Here is a 17,133-nt window from a genome sequence, read left to right as displayed (position 1 = left end):
ACCCGGCCGGGGTAGTTTTTATAACTTATGGAACTACAATTTTTAACTATACCCAACTGGCGGCTGCAAAACGGCACAAGCCGTAATAATGTAGGGTTGAGTTACCAGACTTTTGGGCCGGCTTTAGGCACGGCACCGGTAGTGGTGGTAAATCACGCACTTACAGGTAACAGCCATGTAACAGGAAAAAAAGGCTGGTGGGCCAACCTGATAGGGAAAGGGCAGATTATAGATACCACCGTTTTTACAGTTATAGCCTTTAACATTCCCGGTAATGGATATGACGGCGCACCGGAAAATCTTATAGATGATTATAAAGAATATACTACGGGTGATGTGGCCGGTGTATTTTGGCAGGGTTTGGACTTGCTTGGTGTGGAAAAATTATTTTCCGTTATAGGCGGAAGCTTGGGTGGGGGCGTGGCCTGGGAAATGGCTGCTTTGCGTCCCGGTGCTATTGAAAATCTGATTCCCGTTGCTACGGACTGGAAAGCTACAGATTGGGTAATTGCCAATGTATTGGTGCAAGAGCGGATTTTGAATAACAGTACCGACCCGATTGCCAATGCACGGCTGCATGCCATGCTGCTGTATCGCACGCCGCAGTCATTACAACAGCGGTTTAAGCGTCAAAGGGCAGAAGGGAATGCTTTTAAAATTGAAACATGGCTTAACCGCCATGGACATAAGCTACAGGAACGCTTTACGTTACAGGCGTATAGGCTCATGAACCATTTGTTGGGTAGTATTGATATTACACGTAATGGTGGTTTTGAAACGGTTCTTTCGGGATTTAAAGGCAGTGTACATTTAATTGCAGTAGATACCGATATGCTTTTTACCGCTGATGAAACCCTTGATACCTATAAAAAATTGCAGGATGCAGCAGTTGATGTAGTGTATAACGAAATAAAATCAATACACGGGCATGATGCTTTTTTAATGGAGTACGAACAATTGGCAGATATATTGGCACCTGTTTTTAAAACGCGGGCAGAAAAAGCTGAATTATCTAAGGCTGTAAAAAAATAAAATATTTCTTGTATATTATAAAAAAGTTTACGAAGTTTGGTAGACAATAAAAAGACAGAAAAAATGAAATTTATTATGTGTCAGTCGCATCTCTCAATCTGGAAGTTTTCCACAGGGGCTGCTTTTGCACAATTTTAAATTCAGTTTAAAATATAAGTTTAAAGCCCCTGCAATAAAAGCAGGGGCTTTTTTGTTATAATAAAAGTAATGAGCGCTATGGGCAATTTATTTATTTGTAAAAAACATATTCAGCATAACTGGTCGTCATCGGTTAAAATGCTGTGTATACCTATACCAAAACGGGCAACATAACTTAAGTTATATTTCAGGTGAAAGGGTCCTTTTGGTAGTAAGAAACTAAAAGGGCCTTTTTTTATAGTTCAGAATTCAGTCATCAGTCAAAAAAAGTACATTATGAAAACACAAGCCATCAACGTATTGGGCTACACCGGTAACAACAGCCAGTTTGTAGTAAAAACATTAAATACCGATTTGCGCATCAGCCAAAACGCAAAGTTCCCGGAGCTAAACGGCCCGAACCCTTATGAGTATATATTGGCAGGCTTTGCCGGCTGTATTAACGCTTTGGGGCAGATAGTAGCTGTAGAGCTGGGTATAGCGTTAAAGTCATTACAAATAGAAATTACGGGAAATTTTACGCATCGCATGTCCGAAAGCCGCCGCCCGGGCTTTGAACGGATAGATATTACGCTGAAACCTTCGGCAGCTGCGCCCCTTGATGCGTTACAACGCTGGATGAAAGAAGTGCAGTTTCGCAGCCCTGCCTATAATAGTATGGTGAATAATACTCCAGTAAACCTTAGCCTGTATAAAGAGTTTACTACGGTAAATTAGTGAAACTGAAAATATAAGAGACACTTTTCAAGTTTGGATAATACTCATAATGTTTGTTTTAAGTTGTTTTTTGTTTGTTTGTTTTTAAGTGCCGCCCCCGTTATCAGCAACGGAGGCGGTTTCTTCATCTAAAATTTTAATTATGGCCATAGAAATAAATATAGTGCTTTTTGGTATAGGCAATGCCGGCAGCGCTTTGATAAATAAAGTAATAAAAAGCAGGGAGGATATTACAGTGCCTGTGCCCGATATACGTTTTCCGGTGATAACCAACAGCCGTGTTGCCTTTTTTGAAAAGGATGCCGACGGCTATGCATGGGAAGCCAATTTTATACGGTTTGCCGTGCCGTTTAAAATGGATGATGTGGTGGAGTATGTTATAGAGCACGATTTGCAAAACCTTATTGCGGTAGATGCTACACCAAGCGCAGAGCTTACGGCAGAATACCCAGATTTGGTTCGTACAGGTTTTAGTATCGTATCTTTAAACGAAAGCCTGCAGTACCTGCCGGAGAATTTTGAAAAGGGCATTAAGTTTTTAACCGAAAGCCGGGGGCTGGGTTATAAATTTATAAAAGGTGTACCGGGTGATGCCGCCGCCGCGGGTAATGCGTTATACAATGCAGTTCTGGAAGTAGTTGGGAAAGTGAAAGAGGGGGTTGTTTGAGGGAGTATTCTTTGTAATTTAGTTATACTGCTAAATAATTTGATTATGGAAATTAAAGGAGTAATAAATACAATCGATGAGTTTTATAATTTAATTTCTAAAATTCAGTCTAAGAGATTTGAATTCACTAATGGCTATTTTTGTCAACTTTATCAAGAATTATATAGAGGCCAGGATAATTTTAATTATAAATTAGAACCATCTATAATTAGGAATATAAAAGATAGGAATGTTTTAGAACTTGAGGAGTCCTATTTTAATCAATTTAAATCTAAAATAGAAGCAAATGATGGTTTAAAATATATTCAATTGTCAATCTCTGAAAACATAATTGATTATGAAAATGATTGGAGGTATCTAGAGCAAATGCGTCATTATGGCTTACCCTCCCGTTTATTAGATTGGGCTTTGATACCTGAAGTCGCATTATATTTTGCTTGTGAAAAGCACTTAGATATTGATGGACAGTTTTGGATTTTCAAAAGTCCTTTAGATTGGGATTGTGATGATCATTTCAATATTAATCCTTTTAAATTAAAAAATACACGAGTATGTAATAGTAGTTTTTACGTTGAAGCTAATTCTTCAACAGCATTTGCTGAAACAAATCGAGGTAATCAAAGTGGAAAATTCACTATACAGAATTATTTGAACTGTTTGATTCCTCTTGAAGAACAATTAAAGTTTCAAGAGTTATTGGAATTGTATAAAATTCCGGCAAATAAAAAAGAAAATTTTTTGAATTTTTTAAAAAATGAAAGAAACATACATTCTGAAACGATATACTCTAATCTAGATAATAAAATTAAAGCTATTGTTGATAGTATAAGTATTTAATAATCTTTCAAGCTCATTTGCTTTCTATAAATCTATGCACTACTTTTGCGTTGTTCTTTAACACATTGCACTATGTTATCATGAAAGGTGGAGGGATTAGACCCGCAGAAACCTTAGCAACCCTTTAGCTCTAAAGAAGGTGCTACATTCTACCGCTCGCGCGGATAGATAACACAAGCGGAATTTCTTTTCCACACCCTCCTGATGACATATTTTAATTAAGAATTTAAGGTATCAAGATTAACTTGAAACTTTAAACCTGAAACTTTGAACTTTAAATTATGTCTAAAATATACAACGTGCTTGCAAAACGCATACTGGTGCTGGACGGCGCTATGGGAACCATGCTGCAACGCTACAACTTTACCGAAGAAGATTATCGCGGCGAACGTTTTAAGGATTTTCCGCACCCGCTTAAAGGTAATAATGATTTACTGAGCCTTACCCAGCCGGAAGCCATAAAAGAAGTGCACCGCAAATATTTTGCGGCAGGCGCCGATATTGTAGAAACCAATACGTTTAGCGGTACTACCATTGGCATGGCCGATTATCACATGGAAGATTTGGTGTATGAGTTGAATTACGAGTCGGCCAGGCTGGCGCGTGAGGCCGCCGATGAGTTTACCGCTGCCAATCCGGATAAACCCCGTTTTGTGGCAGGCTCTATTGGCCCTACCAACCGGACGGCAAGTATGAGCCCTGATGTGAACGATCCGGGCTACCGTGCCGTGACGTTTGACGATTTGCGCATCGCCTATAAAGAGCAGGTTAAAGCTCTGATAGAGGGTGGGAGCGATATACTTTTGGTTGAAACTATTTTTGATACCCTGAATGCTAAGGCAGCACTTTTTGCCATAGAAGAGGTGAAGGAAGAATTGGGTGTAGATACCCCAATTATGGTGAGTGGTACCATTACTGATGCCAGCGGGCGTACACTGAGCGGTCAGACCGTTGAGGCTTTCCTGATTTCAATTTCACATATTCCGTTACTAAGTGTAGGCTTTAACTGTGCCCTGGGCGCCGACCAGTTAAAGCCTTACCTCAAAAGGCTTGCTCACAATACACAGTTTAGTGTTTCGGCGCACCCTAACGCAGGCTTGCCCAATGCCTTTGGTGAATATGACCAGACTCCCGAAGAAATGCAGGCGCTTATTAAAGAGTACCTCGAAGATAACCTGGTTAATATTATAGGTGGCTGCTGCGGTACCACACCGGAGCATATAAAGCTGATAGCGGAAGTGGCTGCTAAGTATGAACCGAGAAAGTTGTTTTCGGTTGTCGGTTGATGGTTGTCAGATTTTTAGCTACATAGAATGGATTATACAAAATTAGATGTTTGGCTTGAAGCCAGGAGATTGACGAACATGACATACAAAATATCTAAATACTTCCCCAAAGAAGAAGTTTATGGCCTGACAAATCAGATGAGGAGATGTGCCATATCTGTGCCGTCTAATATTGCTGAAGGCTGCGGAAGGCAAACAGCAAAAGATACCATAAATTTTCTACATATTGCAAGAGGTTCATTATATGAATTAGAAACCCAATATTTTGTTGCATTAGACCAAAAATATATAAGTCAAGAAGATTTTAATTCAGTATTCGATTTAATTCAGGCGTGTAAAAGATTATTAAATGGATTTATTAATTATTTTAAAAAGCTCTAAAAATGCCTGTAGATAATAATTTATCCGACAACCGACAACCGACAACTGGTAACATTCTTCCAGACAACCGACAGCCAAAAACTAACAACCGCTATTTACGCTTATCAGGTCTTGAACCGCTTATAGTTACCCCCGAAAGTAACTTTATAAACGTGGGTGAACGGACTAACGTAACGGGCTCGCGTAAATTTCTTCGGCTTATTAAAGAAGAAAAATACGAAGAAGCTCTTGATGTGGCACGTGCGCAGGTGGAGGGTGGTGCCCAGATCATTGATGTGAATATGGATGAGGGGATGTTAGATGGTGTGTATGCCATGACCAAATTCCTGAACCTTATAGCTTCTGAACCTGATATTGCCCGCGTACCCCTGATGATTGACAGCTCTAAATGGGAAATTATAGAGGCGGGCTTAAAAGTAGCACAGGGCAAAAGCGTGGTAAATTCCATTAGCCTTAAAGAAGGGGAGGAGCTTTTTATAGACCATGCTAAAAAAATAAAACGTTATGGGGCAGCCGCCATCATTATGGCTTTTGATGAGGTAGGGCAGGCTGACACCTATCAGCGGCGTATAGATATCTGTAAACGCAGTTATGATATACTGGTTGATAAAGTAGGCTTTCCGCCCGAAGATATTATTTTCGACCCCAATATTTTTCCGGTAGCAACAGGTATGGAAGAACACCGCAAAAATGCACTGGATTTCTTTCTGGCTACCAAATGGATTCGTGAAAACCTTCCGCATGCCCATGTAAGCGGGGGGGTGAGTAATGTGTCATTTTCTTTCAGGGGTAATGACAGGGTTAGGGAGGCAATGCACTCGGCTTTCTTGTATCACGCCATTCAGCACGGTATGGATATGGGCATTGTAAACCCCGAAATGATTGAGGTATATGATAATATAGATAAAGAACTTTTAGAGCACGTTGAAGATGTTTTGTTAGACCGCCGTGATGATGCCACCGAACGTCTTTTGACATTTGCCGAAAATGTAAAAGGGGGCGATAAAATATCTGAAAAGCAAGTGCAGGAGTGGCGCAGCCTGCCTGTGCAGGAACGGCTTACCTATGCGCTTGTGAAAGGTATAGATGAATTTATTGAGGTGGATGTGGAAGAAGCACGCCTTGCTGCTGCCAGGCCTATTGAGGTGATTGAAATTAACCTTATGGCAGGTATGAATGTAGTGGGCGACCTTTTTGGTAGTGGTAAAATGTTTTTACCACAGGTGGTAAAATCGGCCCGCGTGATGAAAAAGGCCGTAGCCTATTTGTTGCCGTATATTGAAGCCGAAAAAGATGGGCGTTCTTCGAGCGCCGGGCGTGTGTTACTTGCTACCGTAAAAGGCGATGTGCATGACATTGGTAAAAACATAGTATCGGTAGTGCTGGCCTGTAACAATTTTGAAATAATAGACCTGGGGGTAATGGTTCCCCCAGAAAAAATTATAGAAACTGCCATTAAAGAGCAGGTAGATATTATTGGGCTTAGCGGGCTTATTACACCCTCACTTGATGAAATGGTATATTTAGCCAAAGAATTACAGAGGCTTAATATAACCATACCAATAATGATAGGCGGCGCAACCACAAGCCGCGCCCACACCGCTGTTAAAATTGCACCGGAATATAAAGAAACCGTAGTACATGTTAATGATGCCAGCCGTGCGGTAACGGTGGCAGGCAATCTGTTAAATAATACTACAAAAACAGGCTATGCCAAAAATATTCGCGAAGAATATGACAAACTGCGCGAAGGCTACCTGAACCGTTCACGCGAGAAAGATTTTTTGAGTATTGCAGATGCCCGGACTAATAAATTTAAAATAGACTGGGATACTTTTCAACCTTCTATACCTAAGCAGTTGGGCGTACACACTATTTACCCTGAATTATCAGTGCTTGAAAAATATATAGACTGGACACCTTTTTTCCAGACTTGGGATCTACACGGTAAATACCCGGCTATATTAACTGATGAAGTGGTGGGCGAGCAGGCGCAATTACTTTTTAATGATGCACAGAAAATGTTGCAGCAAATTGTAGAAGAAAATTGGTTTACTGCGAAAGGCGTATATGGTATTTTTCAGGCAAACACCGTTAATGATGATGATATTGAGGTGAATGGCGGAGATGCTAAATTTTTGACGCTTCGCCAGCAATCTCAAAAAACAAAGGGAGCGCCAAACATTGCCCTCGCTGATTTTATTGCACCGAAAGAGAGCGGTAAGCATGATTACATGGGTGCATTTTGTGTTACTACAGGCTTTGGGGTAGATGAAAAAGCGGCTGCATTTGAAAAAGTGCACGACGATTATAACTCTATAATGGCCAAAGCGCTGGGCGACCGTTTGGCAGAAGCTTTTGCAGAATACCTGCATCAAAAAGTACGTAAAGAACTATGGGGTTATGCCGCAGATGAACAACTGGGCAATCAGGAATTAATAAAAGAGGAATATCAGGGTATTCGCCCTGCACCGGGTTATCCCGCCTGCCCGGACCATTTGGAGAAAAATACCATCTGGCAATTGCTGGATGTTGAAAACAAAATAGGTGTAACCCTTACCGAAAGCCTTGCCATGTGGCCTGCCGCATCGGTATCGGGGTATTATTTTGCAAACCCGCAAAGTAAATATTTCGGCCTTGGTAAAATAAAGTCGGACCAGGTAGAAGATTACGCTAAAAGAAGAAATATAAGTATTGAAGAAGCCATAAAATGGCTCAACCCTAACATAGCTGATTAATTTTGTTATTAGTTGACAGTTGTAGGTTGTCGGAGCTCTCATGCCGGTGATTATCTAACAACTGACAACTGACAACTGACAACTGACAACCGACAACCGACAACTAAAAACAGATGAAAGTAACCGAACATATAGAAAAAGCCAACGGCAAAACCCTTTTTTCATTTGAAATACTGCCTCCGTTAAAGGGCCAGAACATACAATCGATATTTGACGGTATAGATCCGCTTATGGAGTTTAACCCGCCGTTTATAGATGTTACCTATCACCGGGAAGAGTATGAATATAAAGAACTTGCCAGCGGCTTGCTGGAACGCCGCGTGGTTAAAAAACGCCCGGGTACTGTTGGTATTTGCTCCGCTATACAAAACAAATACCAGGTAGATGCCATTCCGCATATACTTTGTGGTGGCTTTACTAAAGAAGATACCGAAAACTTTTTAATAGACCTGGACTTTTTAGGCATCCAGAATGTGGTGGCGCTTAGAGGGGATGCTGTAAAAAGCGAGATTTACTTTCGGCCGGAAAAAGACGGGCACCATTATGCTACCGAACTGGTAACGCAAATAGCCAACCTGAATAACGGCGTATACCTTGATGAAGAATTGCTAAACTCTGCCTGTACCGATTTTTGTATTGGTGTGGCCGGGTATCCTGAAAAACACATGGAAGCCCCAAGCCTGGACAGCGACCTGCATTTTTTGAAACAGAAGATAAAAAACGGCGCCCAGTATATTATTACCCAGATGTTTTTTGATAACCACAAGTTTTTTGAGTTTGTAGCCAAATGCCGAAAAGAAGGTATTACGGTTCCTATTATACCGGGTTTGAAACCTATAGCTACCAAAAAGCAGCTCAATACCATACCTCACCGCTTTAAGGTAGATTTACCCGATGATTTGATTATGGAAGTGGTTAAAGCAAAAGATAATGATGCGGTAAAACAGGTGGGTATAGAATGGTGCACAGCCCAGAGTAAAGAGTTGGTTAAAGCCGGCATACCGGTGCTGCATTATTACAGCATGGGCAAAGCCGAAAACATAAAAGCCATAGCTAAAGCGGTGTTTTAAGCACTCTGCGCGCAATAAAGCAGGTTGTTTTACTGTTTTAGTATAACAAATTAATCATTTCATGAAAAAAACACTACTCTTTTTACTCGTTTTTATGGGCGTTACGGCCCTTGGGCAGGATTATTCTTTTTTATCATCGACTTCGCGCAAAACCAAAGCGCATGAATATGTGTACTATCTTAATGACCCGGCCAATATAAAAGACAGCACCTATAACAAGCCTAAGTATTACCTTGAAAATGGTAAGCAGTATGGTGAGGCGTACCGCGACTCTATTTCAAAGTCAGAAGACCGGTATAAATACTTAACTATTGGATACCGCGATACGATTACCAACCAGTTTAGTTTTGTGCTGCACAAACGCACGGATGAAGAGCTGGAAAAAGAACAGGAATACTGGAAAAATTATACCGAAGAAGATAAAAAAACAGGAATAAGCTAAAAGGTTCGGTTATAGAAGACCTTACCCTGACTGATATGGACGGGAATACTTACACGATGGAGAGCCTTAAAGGTAAAGCCATAGTAATAGATTTTTGGTTTGTTACCTGCGCCGCCTGTATTGAAGAGATGCCCGAGCTTAATACGATGAAAGAAAAATATGGAACTGATGAGGTGGCTTGGTTTGGTATAACGTTTGACACCAAAGAGCAAACAGAAAGGTTTTTAAAGCGCACGCAGTTTGATTTTACCATAATACCCAATGGAAAGCCTATAACAAATCGGTTTGGTATTAAATTTTATCCCACCACACTGGTTCTTGATGAAAATCACGAAGTAGTATATACAGGAGATTCAGGCCCTATACTCAATGCACCAAAAGAGATTGAGAAAGCCCTGAAGAAAGTGCTTAAAAGTATAAAGAAGCATAAAAACAAAGCATAACTGCTGATTTTCTTATATAAAAGCACAAATCTGCTATATTTGCCACATTAACCAATATAATGAGGCGAATACTACTGTTTTTGCTTACTATACCTTTGTACGTTTCTGCACAGCAAGATGCAGAGACAGGTTGCACGGTTGATGCCGGTTATTTTTACGGCAATATTATTCCCCACCGCAAAAGCATCAAACACCTTATTATTGGGCATCCCACAGGTATGCTCATCAGCCTGAACCGGAAAACATTTGGCAAATATGAATGGGAGCAGGCCTATAATTATCCTGATTATGGCGTTTCGTTACATTATGAGGATATGAAAAATGAAGCGTTGGGCGAAATGTACGGGTTGTACGGGCATTATAATTTTTATTTTATAAATAGGAGCGTTATGTTGCGCATAGGGCAGGGCGTGGCTTATAATACCAACCCTTACGATAAGGATACTAACTTTCGTAACTATGCGTATGGCGCACACCTTATGCCTTCTACCTACTTTATGCTAAACTACACCAGACAGCATATTTTTGCAGGGTTTGGCCTGCAGGCCGGGCTTTTGTTTGTGCACCACAGCAATGCCAGTATGAAATCTCCCAACACCAGTACCAATACTTTTGCCGTAAATGTTGGGCTTAATTATAGTTTTGATAAGAACGCCGATAATGTTTATCAGGTTTCAGTTACCGATTCGGTATACCGGCAGCCCCTGCATTATAATGTTTTTTTTAAGGGGGGTATTAACCAGAGCGATGTTATTGGCAGCAAACAATATCCGTATTATGCTGTTGGTGGTTATGTTGATAAACGCATAAGCCGTAAAAGCGGCTTTCAGCTTGGCGCTGAATTTTTTATACCTAAATACCTTAAAGAATATATACATTATAAATCGGTAGCCTTCCCTGAAGAACATGTAGACCCTGATACTGATTACCACAAAGCCGGGATTTTTGGCGGGTATGAGTTATATATCAACCGTATGTCATTTGAAGCTCAGGTGGGGTATTATGTATATGCACCATTTAAAAGTACCGGAATGCATTATGAGCGTATAGGGCTAAAATATTATTTTAGTAAGCGTATATTTGGAGGCTTAGGCCTGAAAACTCATGGCGCAAAGGCAGAAGTTTTAGAACTGGGTTTAGGGTATAGACTGTAAAACTATGGACGGATTTAAAATTATAAATTATTTTAAATGTGTAACAGCAACGTTACTGTTGCTACTTGCCGGGTGTAATAATGATGCTGCCCCCGAATGTTTTACCGCTACCGGTACTGCGGTAAACTATAACATGGAGGTACCTGAATTTACAGCCATACATGTTTCGGCAGGGATAGAGTTAGTGGTTGTGGAGGCCGATGAACAAAGCCTAACCATTGCAACAGGTGAAAATATAAAAGAATATATAACCGCCGAAGTGATTGATGGTACCCTGTGGCTTACCAATGCCAACAACTGCAACTGGGTGCATATTTACAACACTACCACCATAACAGTAGCTACCCCCAACCTTGAAAAAATATTTACAGCTACGCAGTTTGCCGTACGCTCACAGGGCGTGTTGCACTTTCCATCGCTTAGTATACAGTCTGGTCTTATTAGTGAAACGTCATCAGGAACGGTAAATTTAAATGTTGACAGCCAGTTGTTTACGGTAGAAGACAACCAAAACCTGTATTGCATTTTAAGCGGTTATGTGGAAAACCTTACCGTAAATTTTTATTCCGGCGATGCCCGTTTTGATGGTACGGCATTAAATTCAAAAAATGTTGAGGTTTTTCACCGCAGTAGTAATGATATTATTGTAAGGGCAGAAAACCAGGTAACGGGTACTATAAACTCCACCGGTAATTTAGTACTGCTAAACCATCCGCCTGTAGTTGATGTACAGCAGGTGTATACCGGGCGTGTGGTGTATGAGTAGTTTAAATCAAAGCGCTTAAAATTAAGTTATTAACAGTGTTTAATTTAATCACATTCCGGAGTATCTTCCCCTTTATCAGGTTCAGGGATGTTTTGTTGTTCTTTCTCCTTGCGGTCTTTTTCTAATTCTTCTTCCCACCAGGGTAATGGTACGCCACACATACTTAGTTCTTTTTAGTCATTTCCCGGAAAACTGATTCGAGATTTTTGTTTTTCAGGCTGATTTGCAGTGTCTTCAGGTTATTGGCTTGCGCAAAGTCAAAAACCGCAGGGCGCATATCAGTATCAGTAGTAAAAATAAGCTCCCATACATTACCTACAGTGTTACTGGCTGAGGTTAGGTTAGCAATGCCTGAAATCATCTCTTTAGTAACTGCTTTATCAAATTCTACTTCAATAAGCTGTTGCTGTGTATCATTTTTTACCAGGCTCTTCAGGTTTTTATCGGTAACAATTTTTCCGTTGTTAATAATAATTACGCGGTCGCAAATGGCCTCCACTTCCTGCATAATATGGGTAGAAAGAAACACGGTTTTATTTTTACCAATATTACGTATCAGCTCGCGTATTTCAACCAGTTGGTTAGGGTCAAGCCCTGTTGTGGGCTCGTCTAAAATCAACACTTCCGGGTCGTGCAACAAAGCAGCGGCAAGGCCCACGCGCTGGCGGTATCCTTTACTAAGCGCACCTATTTTTTTATGGGCTTCGGGTGTAAGGCCAGTAAGGTTAATAACCTCATTAATACGGCTTTTGCTTACGTGGTATACATCGGCATTAAAGGCAAGGTACTCACGCACATACAAGTCCAGGTATAGCGGGTTGTGCTCCGGCAGGTACCCAACCGATTTCTGCACTGCTTTTTGCTGTGAGGTTACATTGTTTCCATTTACAAAAGCATCGCCTTGGTCGGCATTAAGGTAGGTAGTAAGTATTTTCATTAAGGTACTTTTTCCTGCGCCGTTTGGCCCCAAAAACCCTACAATCTCCCCTTTGTTTACTGAAAAAGAAACCGCATCCAGCGCTTTCTGGTTTCCGTAATTTTTGCTTACCTGTTTAACCTCTATAGACATAACCTTTGTATCTTTTACGCAAAAGTAATAAAGAAAGTGCATTTTGCACCGTTTAACCTGTATAAACGGAAAGAAGAAACTTTTAGCATAAATTGTTGCGCGTAAAAAAATATTTGCTACTTTAGCAACAAGCAAAGCATACTATGAACACAGCTGTATTTTATAACACCTATTTTTATTTCTTCTGGAAAGAGGACAGGGGTTATATGGCTGTATGCTAAACAAGGTAAAAACAGACAACAAATATAATCCCGATGAAAATCGGGATTTTTTTTTGGAATTAAATGGAAACAAAAACAGCAACAAAAATAGCCATACAGGGCATAAAAGGGAGCTTTCACCATCAGGTGGCAACAGTGTGGTTTGGCAGGGATGCCGAACTTGAAGAGTGCCTTTCATTCCATGTGCTGGTGCAAAGTCTTGTAAATAAGGAGGCTACAACGGGTATAATGGCGCTGGAAAATTCCATAGCCGGGAGCATTATCCCGAACTATGCGCTGATAGACCATAACAACCTGCATATTATTGGTGAACATTACCTGAACATCAGTATGAACCTTATGGCACTGCCGGGGCAAACTATTGCTGATATAAAAGAGGTACATTCGCACCCTATGGCGCTGTTGCAGTGTAATGAATTTTTCAGGCAATTTACTGAAATTAAACTGGTTGAAAGTGCCGATACTGCCGAAAGCGCGCGTTTTATCCAGCAAAATAATTTAAAGGGTATAGCCGCAATAGGCAGCCCAGCAGCAGCAGAACTCTTTGATTTGGAGTTGCTTGCAGAAAATATTCATAATATACAGAATAACCAGACCCGGTTTGTAATTGTAAAAACGCAGAACAGTGCTGTGCCTGAGGCAGATATAAATAAAGCATCGGTAAAATTTACGTTGGAAGACACCCCCGGAAGCCTGGCAACGGTGCTTAATGTGATGAACAACTGCAAGTTGAACCTGAGTAAGATACAAAGCATGCCCATTGCCGAAACCCCTTTTAAATACTCGTTTTTTGTAGATGTGGTGTTTGAAAAATACAAACATTACCAAAAGGCAAAATCCATTTTAGAGCTGATGACCACTGAGTTTAAAGTACTTGGCGAATATAAAAACGGAAAAATATGATAGCACCTGCAAAAAGGCTCGAAGAAATAAAAGAATACTATTTTAGTGCAAAACTGAAGGAAGTACGCCAAATGATGGGCGATGGCAAAAATGTCATCAATCTGGGTATTGGCAGCCCGGATTTGCCTCCCTCACAGGAGGTTATACATGCTATAACCCAGTCGTTTACTGATGCCAAAGCACACGAGTACCAAAGCTATCAGGGTCTGCCGGAACTCCGCGAAGCTATGGCGCGATTTTATAAAACGCATTTCAATGTAACTATAAATCCTGTAAGTGAAATACTACCATTAATGGGCAGTAAAGAGGGAATCGTTCACATTTGTGCTGCTTTTTTAAATCCGGGTGAGAAAGCATTAGTACCCAACCCAGGGTATCCTACATATACTTCTGCTACCAGGCTGGCCGGGGCTTTACCAGTGTTTTACGACCTTGAAGAGGGTAACGGGTGGCAACCGGATCTTTCACAATTGGAGTCGATGGATTTAACAGGTGTGAAGCTGATGTGGATAAATTATCCGCACATGCCGACGGGTGCAAAAGGTAGCCGTAAAATGATGCAGGATTTGGTTGACTTTGCAAAAAAGCACCAGATACTTTTAGTGAACGATAACCCGTATAGTTTTGTGCTAAATGATGCCCCGCTTTCGGTGTTTCAGGCGGAGGGTGCAAAAGAGGTGGCGCTGGAACTTAACTCGCTGAGTAAAACCTTTAATATGGCGGGCTGGCGTGTAGGTATGGTATTGGGTAACCCACAGCTTTTAGAAAGCGTGCTCAAGGTAAAAAGCAATATGGATAGCGGTATGTTTTACGGCATACAAAAAGGGGCAATCGCTGCGCTTAACAGTAACCAAAACTGGTTTAGCGAATTAAATACAATATACGGCAAAAGGCGTGCGCTTGTTTTTAAACTGGCTGATACGCTGGGGTGTACTTATGATAAGAATACCGCCGGGTTATTTGTGTGGGCAAAGCTCCCGCAGGGTGTCAGCAGTGCCGAAGCTTTTATAGATGATATATTACAAACCCAACATATTTTTATAACACCCGGTACCATTTTTGGCAGTGCCGGAGAGGGGTATATCCGTTTTTCGCTCTGTGCTGATGAAGAAATGATACAGGAAGCTGTTTATAGAGTCGAAAGTCATAAAGTCAAAAGAGAAGATGTAGCTAAGTAACAAGCTCCTTTCTCCTAAGGAGAGAGGTTGGGGGGTGAGGGTTCTACGTAAAGGTTATGAAGAAGTAACTGACAACCAACAACTGACAACAACTATGAATATAACAATAATAGGCCTGGGGCTCATAGGGGGCTCACTGGCGTTAGATATAAAAAAAGCCTTTCCGCAGGCGGTAATAACCGGGATAGATGCCAGTACACAGCACCTTGAAGAGGCGCTCTCTTTGGGTATCATCCGGCAAAAAGGCATATTGGAAGATGTACGGGATGCCGACTGGGTTATTTTGGCGGTTCCGGTAGATGTTATTACAAAAGTGCTGCCGCAGGTGTTGGATAATGTTGGAGAAGAAACCATAGTGTTTGATGCCGGTTCTACCAAAGCGGCCATTTGCAGGTCGGTTGAAAAACACCCCCGCAGGCGTAATTTTATAGCGGCCCACCCCATAGCCGGTACCGAGTTCAGCGGACCATCCGCAGCTATAACAGGGCTTTTTAATGGTAAAACCAATATTATCTGTGAAGTTGAGAAAACCGCTTTTAAGCTACAGGAAAAAGCGCTGGAGCTTTTTAAGGCCCTGGGTATGCGCATCCGTTATATGGATCCCGTAGCGCACGATATGCATATTGCTTATGTGTCGCACCTGTCGCACATCAGCTCGTTTATGCTGGGTAAAACAGTTATCGAAAAAGAAAAGGATGAACGCGATATTTTTGACATGGCGGGCAGCGGTTTTACCAGCACAGTGCGCCTTGCCAAAAGCTCGCCCAACACCTGGGCCAGTATTTTTAGTGAAAATAAAGAAAATGTATCGGCGGCCTTACAGCAATATATAGCCAACCTGAAAAACTTTCAGCAATTGCTGGATAGTGGTGATTATGAGGGGATGCATGCCGAAATGGAAAACACCAACAGGATTAAGAATATACTTAACGGAATTAAATAAGCCCTTGTGATTGATTAACAGAAAAATTAAATAGAAACCTAAGATATTAAAATAAAAGATATGGAAAATAGTACCGCCTTACGCACCTGGTTAGATGATTTTAAGCTGGACCACCCATTGGTAATTGCCGGCCCCTGTAGCGCCGAAACCGAGCAGCAAGTATTAAAAATAGCACATGAGCTAAAAGATAGTGATGTGAGCATTTACCGGGCCGGGATATGGAAACCCCGTACGCGCCCCGGCGGGTTTGAAGGTGTAGGCGCCATTGGGCTAAAATGGCTGCAAAAAGCTAAAGCCGAGACCGGCCTGCTTATGGCAACCGAGGTAGCCAATGCCACCCATGTAAAACTGGCGCTGGAGCATGATATAGATGTGTTGTGGATAGGCGCACGCACCACCGTAAACCCTTTTGCCGTGCAGGAAATTGCCGATGCCCTGGCGGGTACCGATAAAATTGTACTGGTTAAAAACCCGGTGAATCCGGATCTTGCCCTGTGGCTGGGTGGTGTAGAGCGGTTGTATAATGCAGGTATTAAAAAGCTTGGAGTGATACACCGCGGGTTTTCAACGTACGAGAAAACTAAGTACCGCAACATACCCGAATGGCAGCTGGTTATTGAATTGCAGAATAAATTTCCCGACCTGCCGCTTATTTGCGACCCGAGCCATATAACTGGAAAACGGGATATGATACAGGAGGTAAGCCAGCAGGCGCTGGACCTGAATTATGACGGGCTTATTATTGAAACGCATACTGACCCTGATAATGCCTGGAGTGATGCCGCACAGCAGGTAACCCCAACTACACTCAAGCATATTTTTGAGGCCCTGCGTGTGCGTAAAGAAACGGGGCAGGATGACGGTTATAATAGAAAAATGGCCGCCCTGCGGGTTAATATAGATGAGTTTGACAAAAAAATAATTGATGCCCTTGGCAAACGCATGAAGGTGTCTGAACAGATTGGCCAGGTAAAAAAAGAGTTTAATGTGGCTGTACTGCAAAACAAGCGCTGGAATGAGATACTCGATAAAATGAAAGCCGAAGGCAAAGAGCAGGGACTTAATGAAGAGTTTATCATCAATATATTTAAAGCCATACACCAGGAAAGCATCACCCATCAGGAAAAGGTTATTAATAAGTAGTATAT

General features: G+C 41.5%; 17 protein-coding genes and 1 riboswitch. Of the genes, 16 read left to right on the top strand and 1 reads right to left on the bottom strand.

What is annotated here, in order from left to right; genetic code table 11:
- Positions 1–27 precede the first annotated feature (27 nt).
- From ABS766_RS01270 to ABS766_RS01215, 12 genes are all read left to right on the top strand, one after another.
- A complete protein-coding gene (locus ABS766_RS01270; protein WP_408083270.1) occupies positions 28–1,032 on the top strand; it encodes an alpha/beta fold hydrolase in 1,005 nt (334 codons plus the stop codon).
- A 414-nt stretch (positions 1,033–1,446) separates the two neighbouring features.
- Complete coding sequence (locus ABS766_RS01265) at positions 1,447–1,887, top strand: OsmC family protein (protein ID WP_408083269.1); 441 nt, start codon at positions 1,447–1,449, stop codon at positions 1,885–1,887.
- Positions 1,888–2,029: 142 nt separating this feature from the next.
- Positions 2,030–2,554, top strand: a complete 525-nt coding sequence (locus ABS766_RS01260; protein WP_408083268.1) for a hypothetical protein — start codon at positions 2,030–2,032, stop codon at positions 2,552–2,554.
- Positions 2,555–2,599: 45 nt separating this feature from the next.
- Complete coding sequence (locus ABS766_RS01255; RefSeq protein WP_408083267.1) at positions 2,600–3,391, top strand: FRG domain-containing protein; 792 nt, start codon at positions 2,600–2,602, stop codon at positions 3,389–3,391.
- Positions 3,392–3,463: 72 nt separating this feature from the next.
- Positions 3,464–3,566: riboswitch (SAM riboswitch) on the top strand.
- A gap of 106 nt (positions 3,567–3,672) precedes the next feature.
- The gene (locus ABS766_RS01250) at positions 3,673–4,677 is read left to right on the top strand and encodes a homocysteine S-methyltransferase family protein (RefSeq protein WP_408083266.1); all 1,005 of its coding nucleotides are present in this window, start codon (positions 3,673–3,675) and stop codon (positions 4,675–4,677) included.
- A gap of 27 nt (positions 4,678–4,704) precedes the next feature.
- The gene (locus ABS766_RS01245; protein WP_408083265.1) at positions 4,705–5,058 is read left to right on the top strand and encodes a four helix bundle protein; all 354 of its coding nucleotides are present in this window, start codon (positions 4,705–4,707) and stop codon (positions 5,056–5,058) included.
- 2 nt (positions 5,059–5,060) lie between these two features.
- Entirely contained in the window at positions 5,061–7,796 is a 2,736-nt protein-coding gene (gene metH / locus ABS766_RS01240; RefSeq protein ID WP_408083264.1) for a methionine synthase, read from the top strand.
- 113 nt (positions 7,797–7,909) lie between these two features.
- Complete coding sequence (gene metF / locus ABS766_RS01235; protein ID WP_408083263.1) at positions 7,910–8,866, top strand: methylenetetrahydrofolate reductase [NAD(P)H]; 957 nt, start codon at positions 7,910–7,912, stop codon at positions 8,864–8,866.
- 61 nt (positions 8,867–8,927) lie between these two features.
- Complete coding sequence (locus tag ABS766_RS01230) at positions 8,928–9,308, top strand: hypothetical protein (protein WP_408083262.1); 381 nt, start codon at positions 8,928–8,930, stop codon at positions 9,306–9,308.
- 11 nt (positions 9,309–9,319) lie between these two features.
- The gene (locus ABS766_RS01225; RefSeq protein ID WP_408083494.1) at positions 9,320–9,751 is read left to right on the top strand and encodes a TlpA family protein disulfide reductase; all 432 of its coding nucleotides are present in this window, start codon (positions 9,320–9,322) and stop codon (positions 9,749–9,751) included.
- Between the two features lie 59 nt (positions 9,752–9,810).
- Positions 9,811–10,905: an acyloxyacyl hydrolase gene (locus tag ABS766_RS01220; protein ID WP_408083261.1), complete on the top strand. Its 1,095-nt coding sequence runs from the start codon at positions 9,811–9,813 to the stop codon at positions 10,903–10,905.
- A gap of 4 nt (positions 10,906–10,909) precedes the next feature.
- A complete protein-coding gene (locus ABS766_RS01215; protein ID WP_408083260.1) occupies positions 10,910–11,671 on the top strand; it encodes a head GIN domain-containing protein in 762 nt (253 codons plus the stop codon).
- A gap of 163 nt (positions 11,672–11,834) precedes the next feature.
- Here the strand turns inward: ABS766_RS01215 and gldA are convergent, their stop codons facing one another.
- Positions 11,835–12,740 (bottom strand): gliding motility-associated ABC transporter ATP-binding subunit GldA, encoded by a 906-nt coding sequence (gene gldA, locus ABS766_RS01210; protein WP_408083259.1) that lies wholly within the window; start codon positions 12,738–12,740, stop codon positions 11,835–11,837.
- Between the two features lie 284 nt (positions 12,741–13,024).
- Between gldA and ABS766_RS01205 the strand changes: the two genes are divergently transcribed.
- The 4 genes from ABS766_RS01205 (at position 13,025) to ABS766_RS01190 (ending at position 17,128) form a co-directional block, all read left to right on the top strand.
- Complete coding sequence (locus ABS766_RS01205) at positions 13,025–13,864, top strand: prephenate dehydratase (protein ID WP_408083258.1); 840 nt, start codon at positions 13,025–13,027, stop codon at positions 13,862–13,864.
- Complete coding sequence (locus tag ABS766_RS01200) at positions 13,861–15,042, top strand: pyridoxal phosphate-dependent aminotransferase (protein ID WP_408083257.1); 1,182 nt, start codon at positions 13,861–13,863, stop codon at positions 15,040–15,042. The genes ABS766_RS01205 and ABS766_RS01200 overlap by 4 nt, the downstream gene beginning before the upstream one ends.
- 94 nt (positions 15,043–15,136) lie before the next feature.
- On the top strand, positions 15,137–15,985 hold the full coding sequence (locus ABS766_RS01195; protein WP_408083256.1) for a prephenate dehydrogenase: 849 nt from the start codon (positions 15,137–15,139) through the stop codon (positions 15,983–15,985).
- Between the two features lie 60 nt (positions 15,986–16,045).
- A complete protein-coding gene (locus ABS766_RS01190) occupies positions 16,046–17,128 on the top strand; it encodes a chorismate mutase (RefSeq protein ID WP_408083255.1) in 1,083 nt (360 codons plus the stop codon).
- The last annotated feature ends 5 nt before the right edge of the window (positions 17,129–17,133 follow it).

It is taken from the genome of Flavobacterium rhizosphaerae (assembly GCF_046000445.1).
In the GTDB taxonomy this organism is placed as follows: domain Bacteria; phylum Bacteroidota; class Bacteroidia; order Flavobacteriales; family Flavobacteriaceae; genus Flavobacterium; species Flavobacterium rhizosphaerae.
This window is presented reverse-complemented; position numbering and strand designations above follow the sequence as displayed.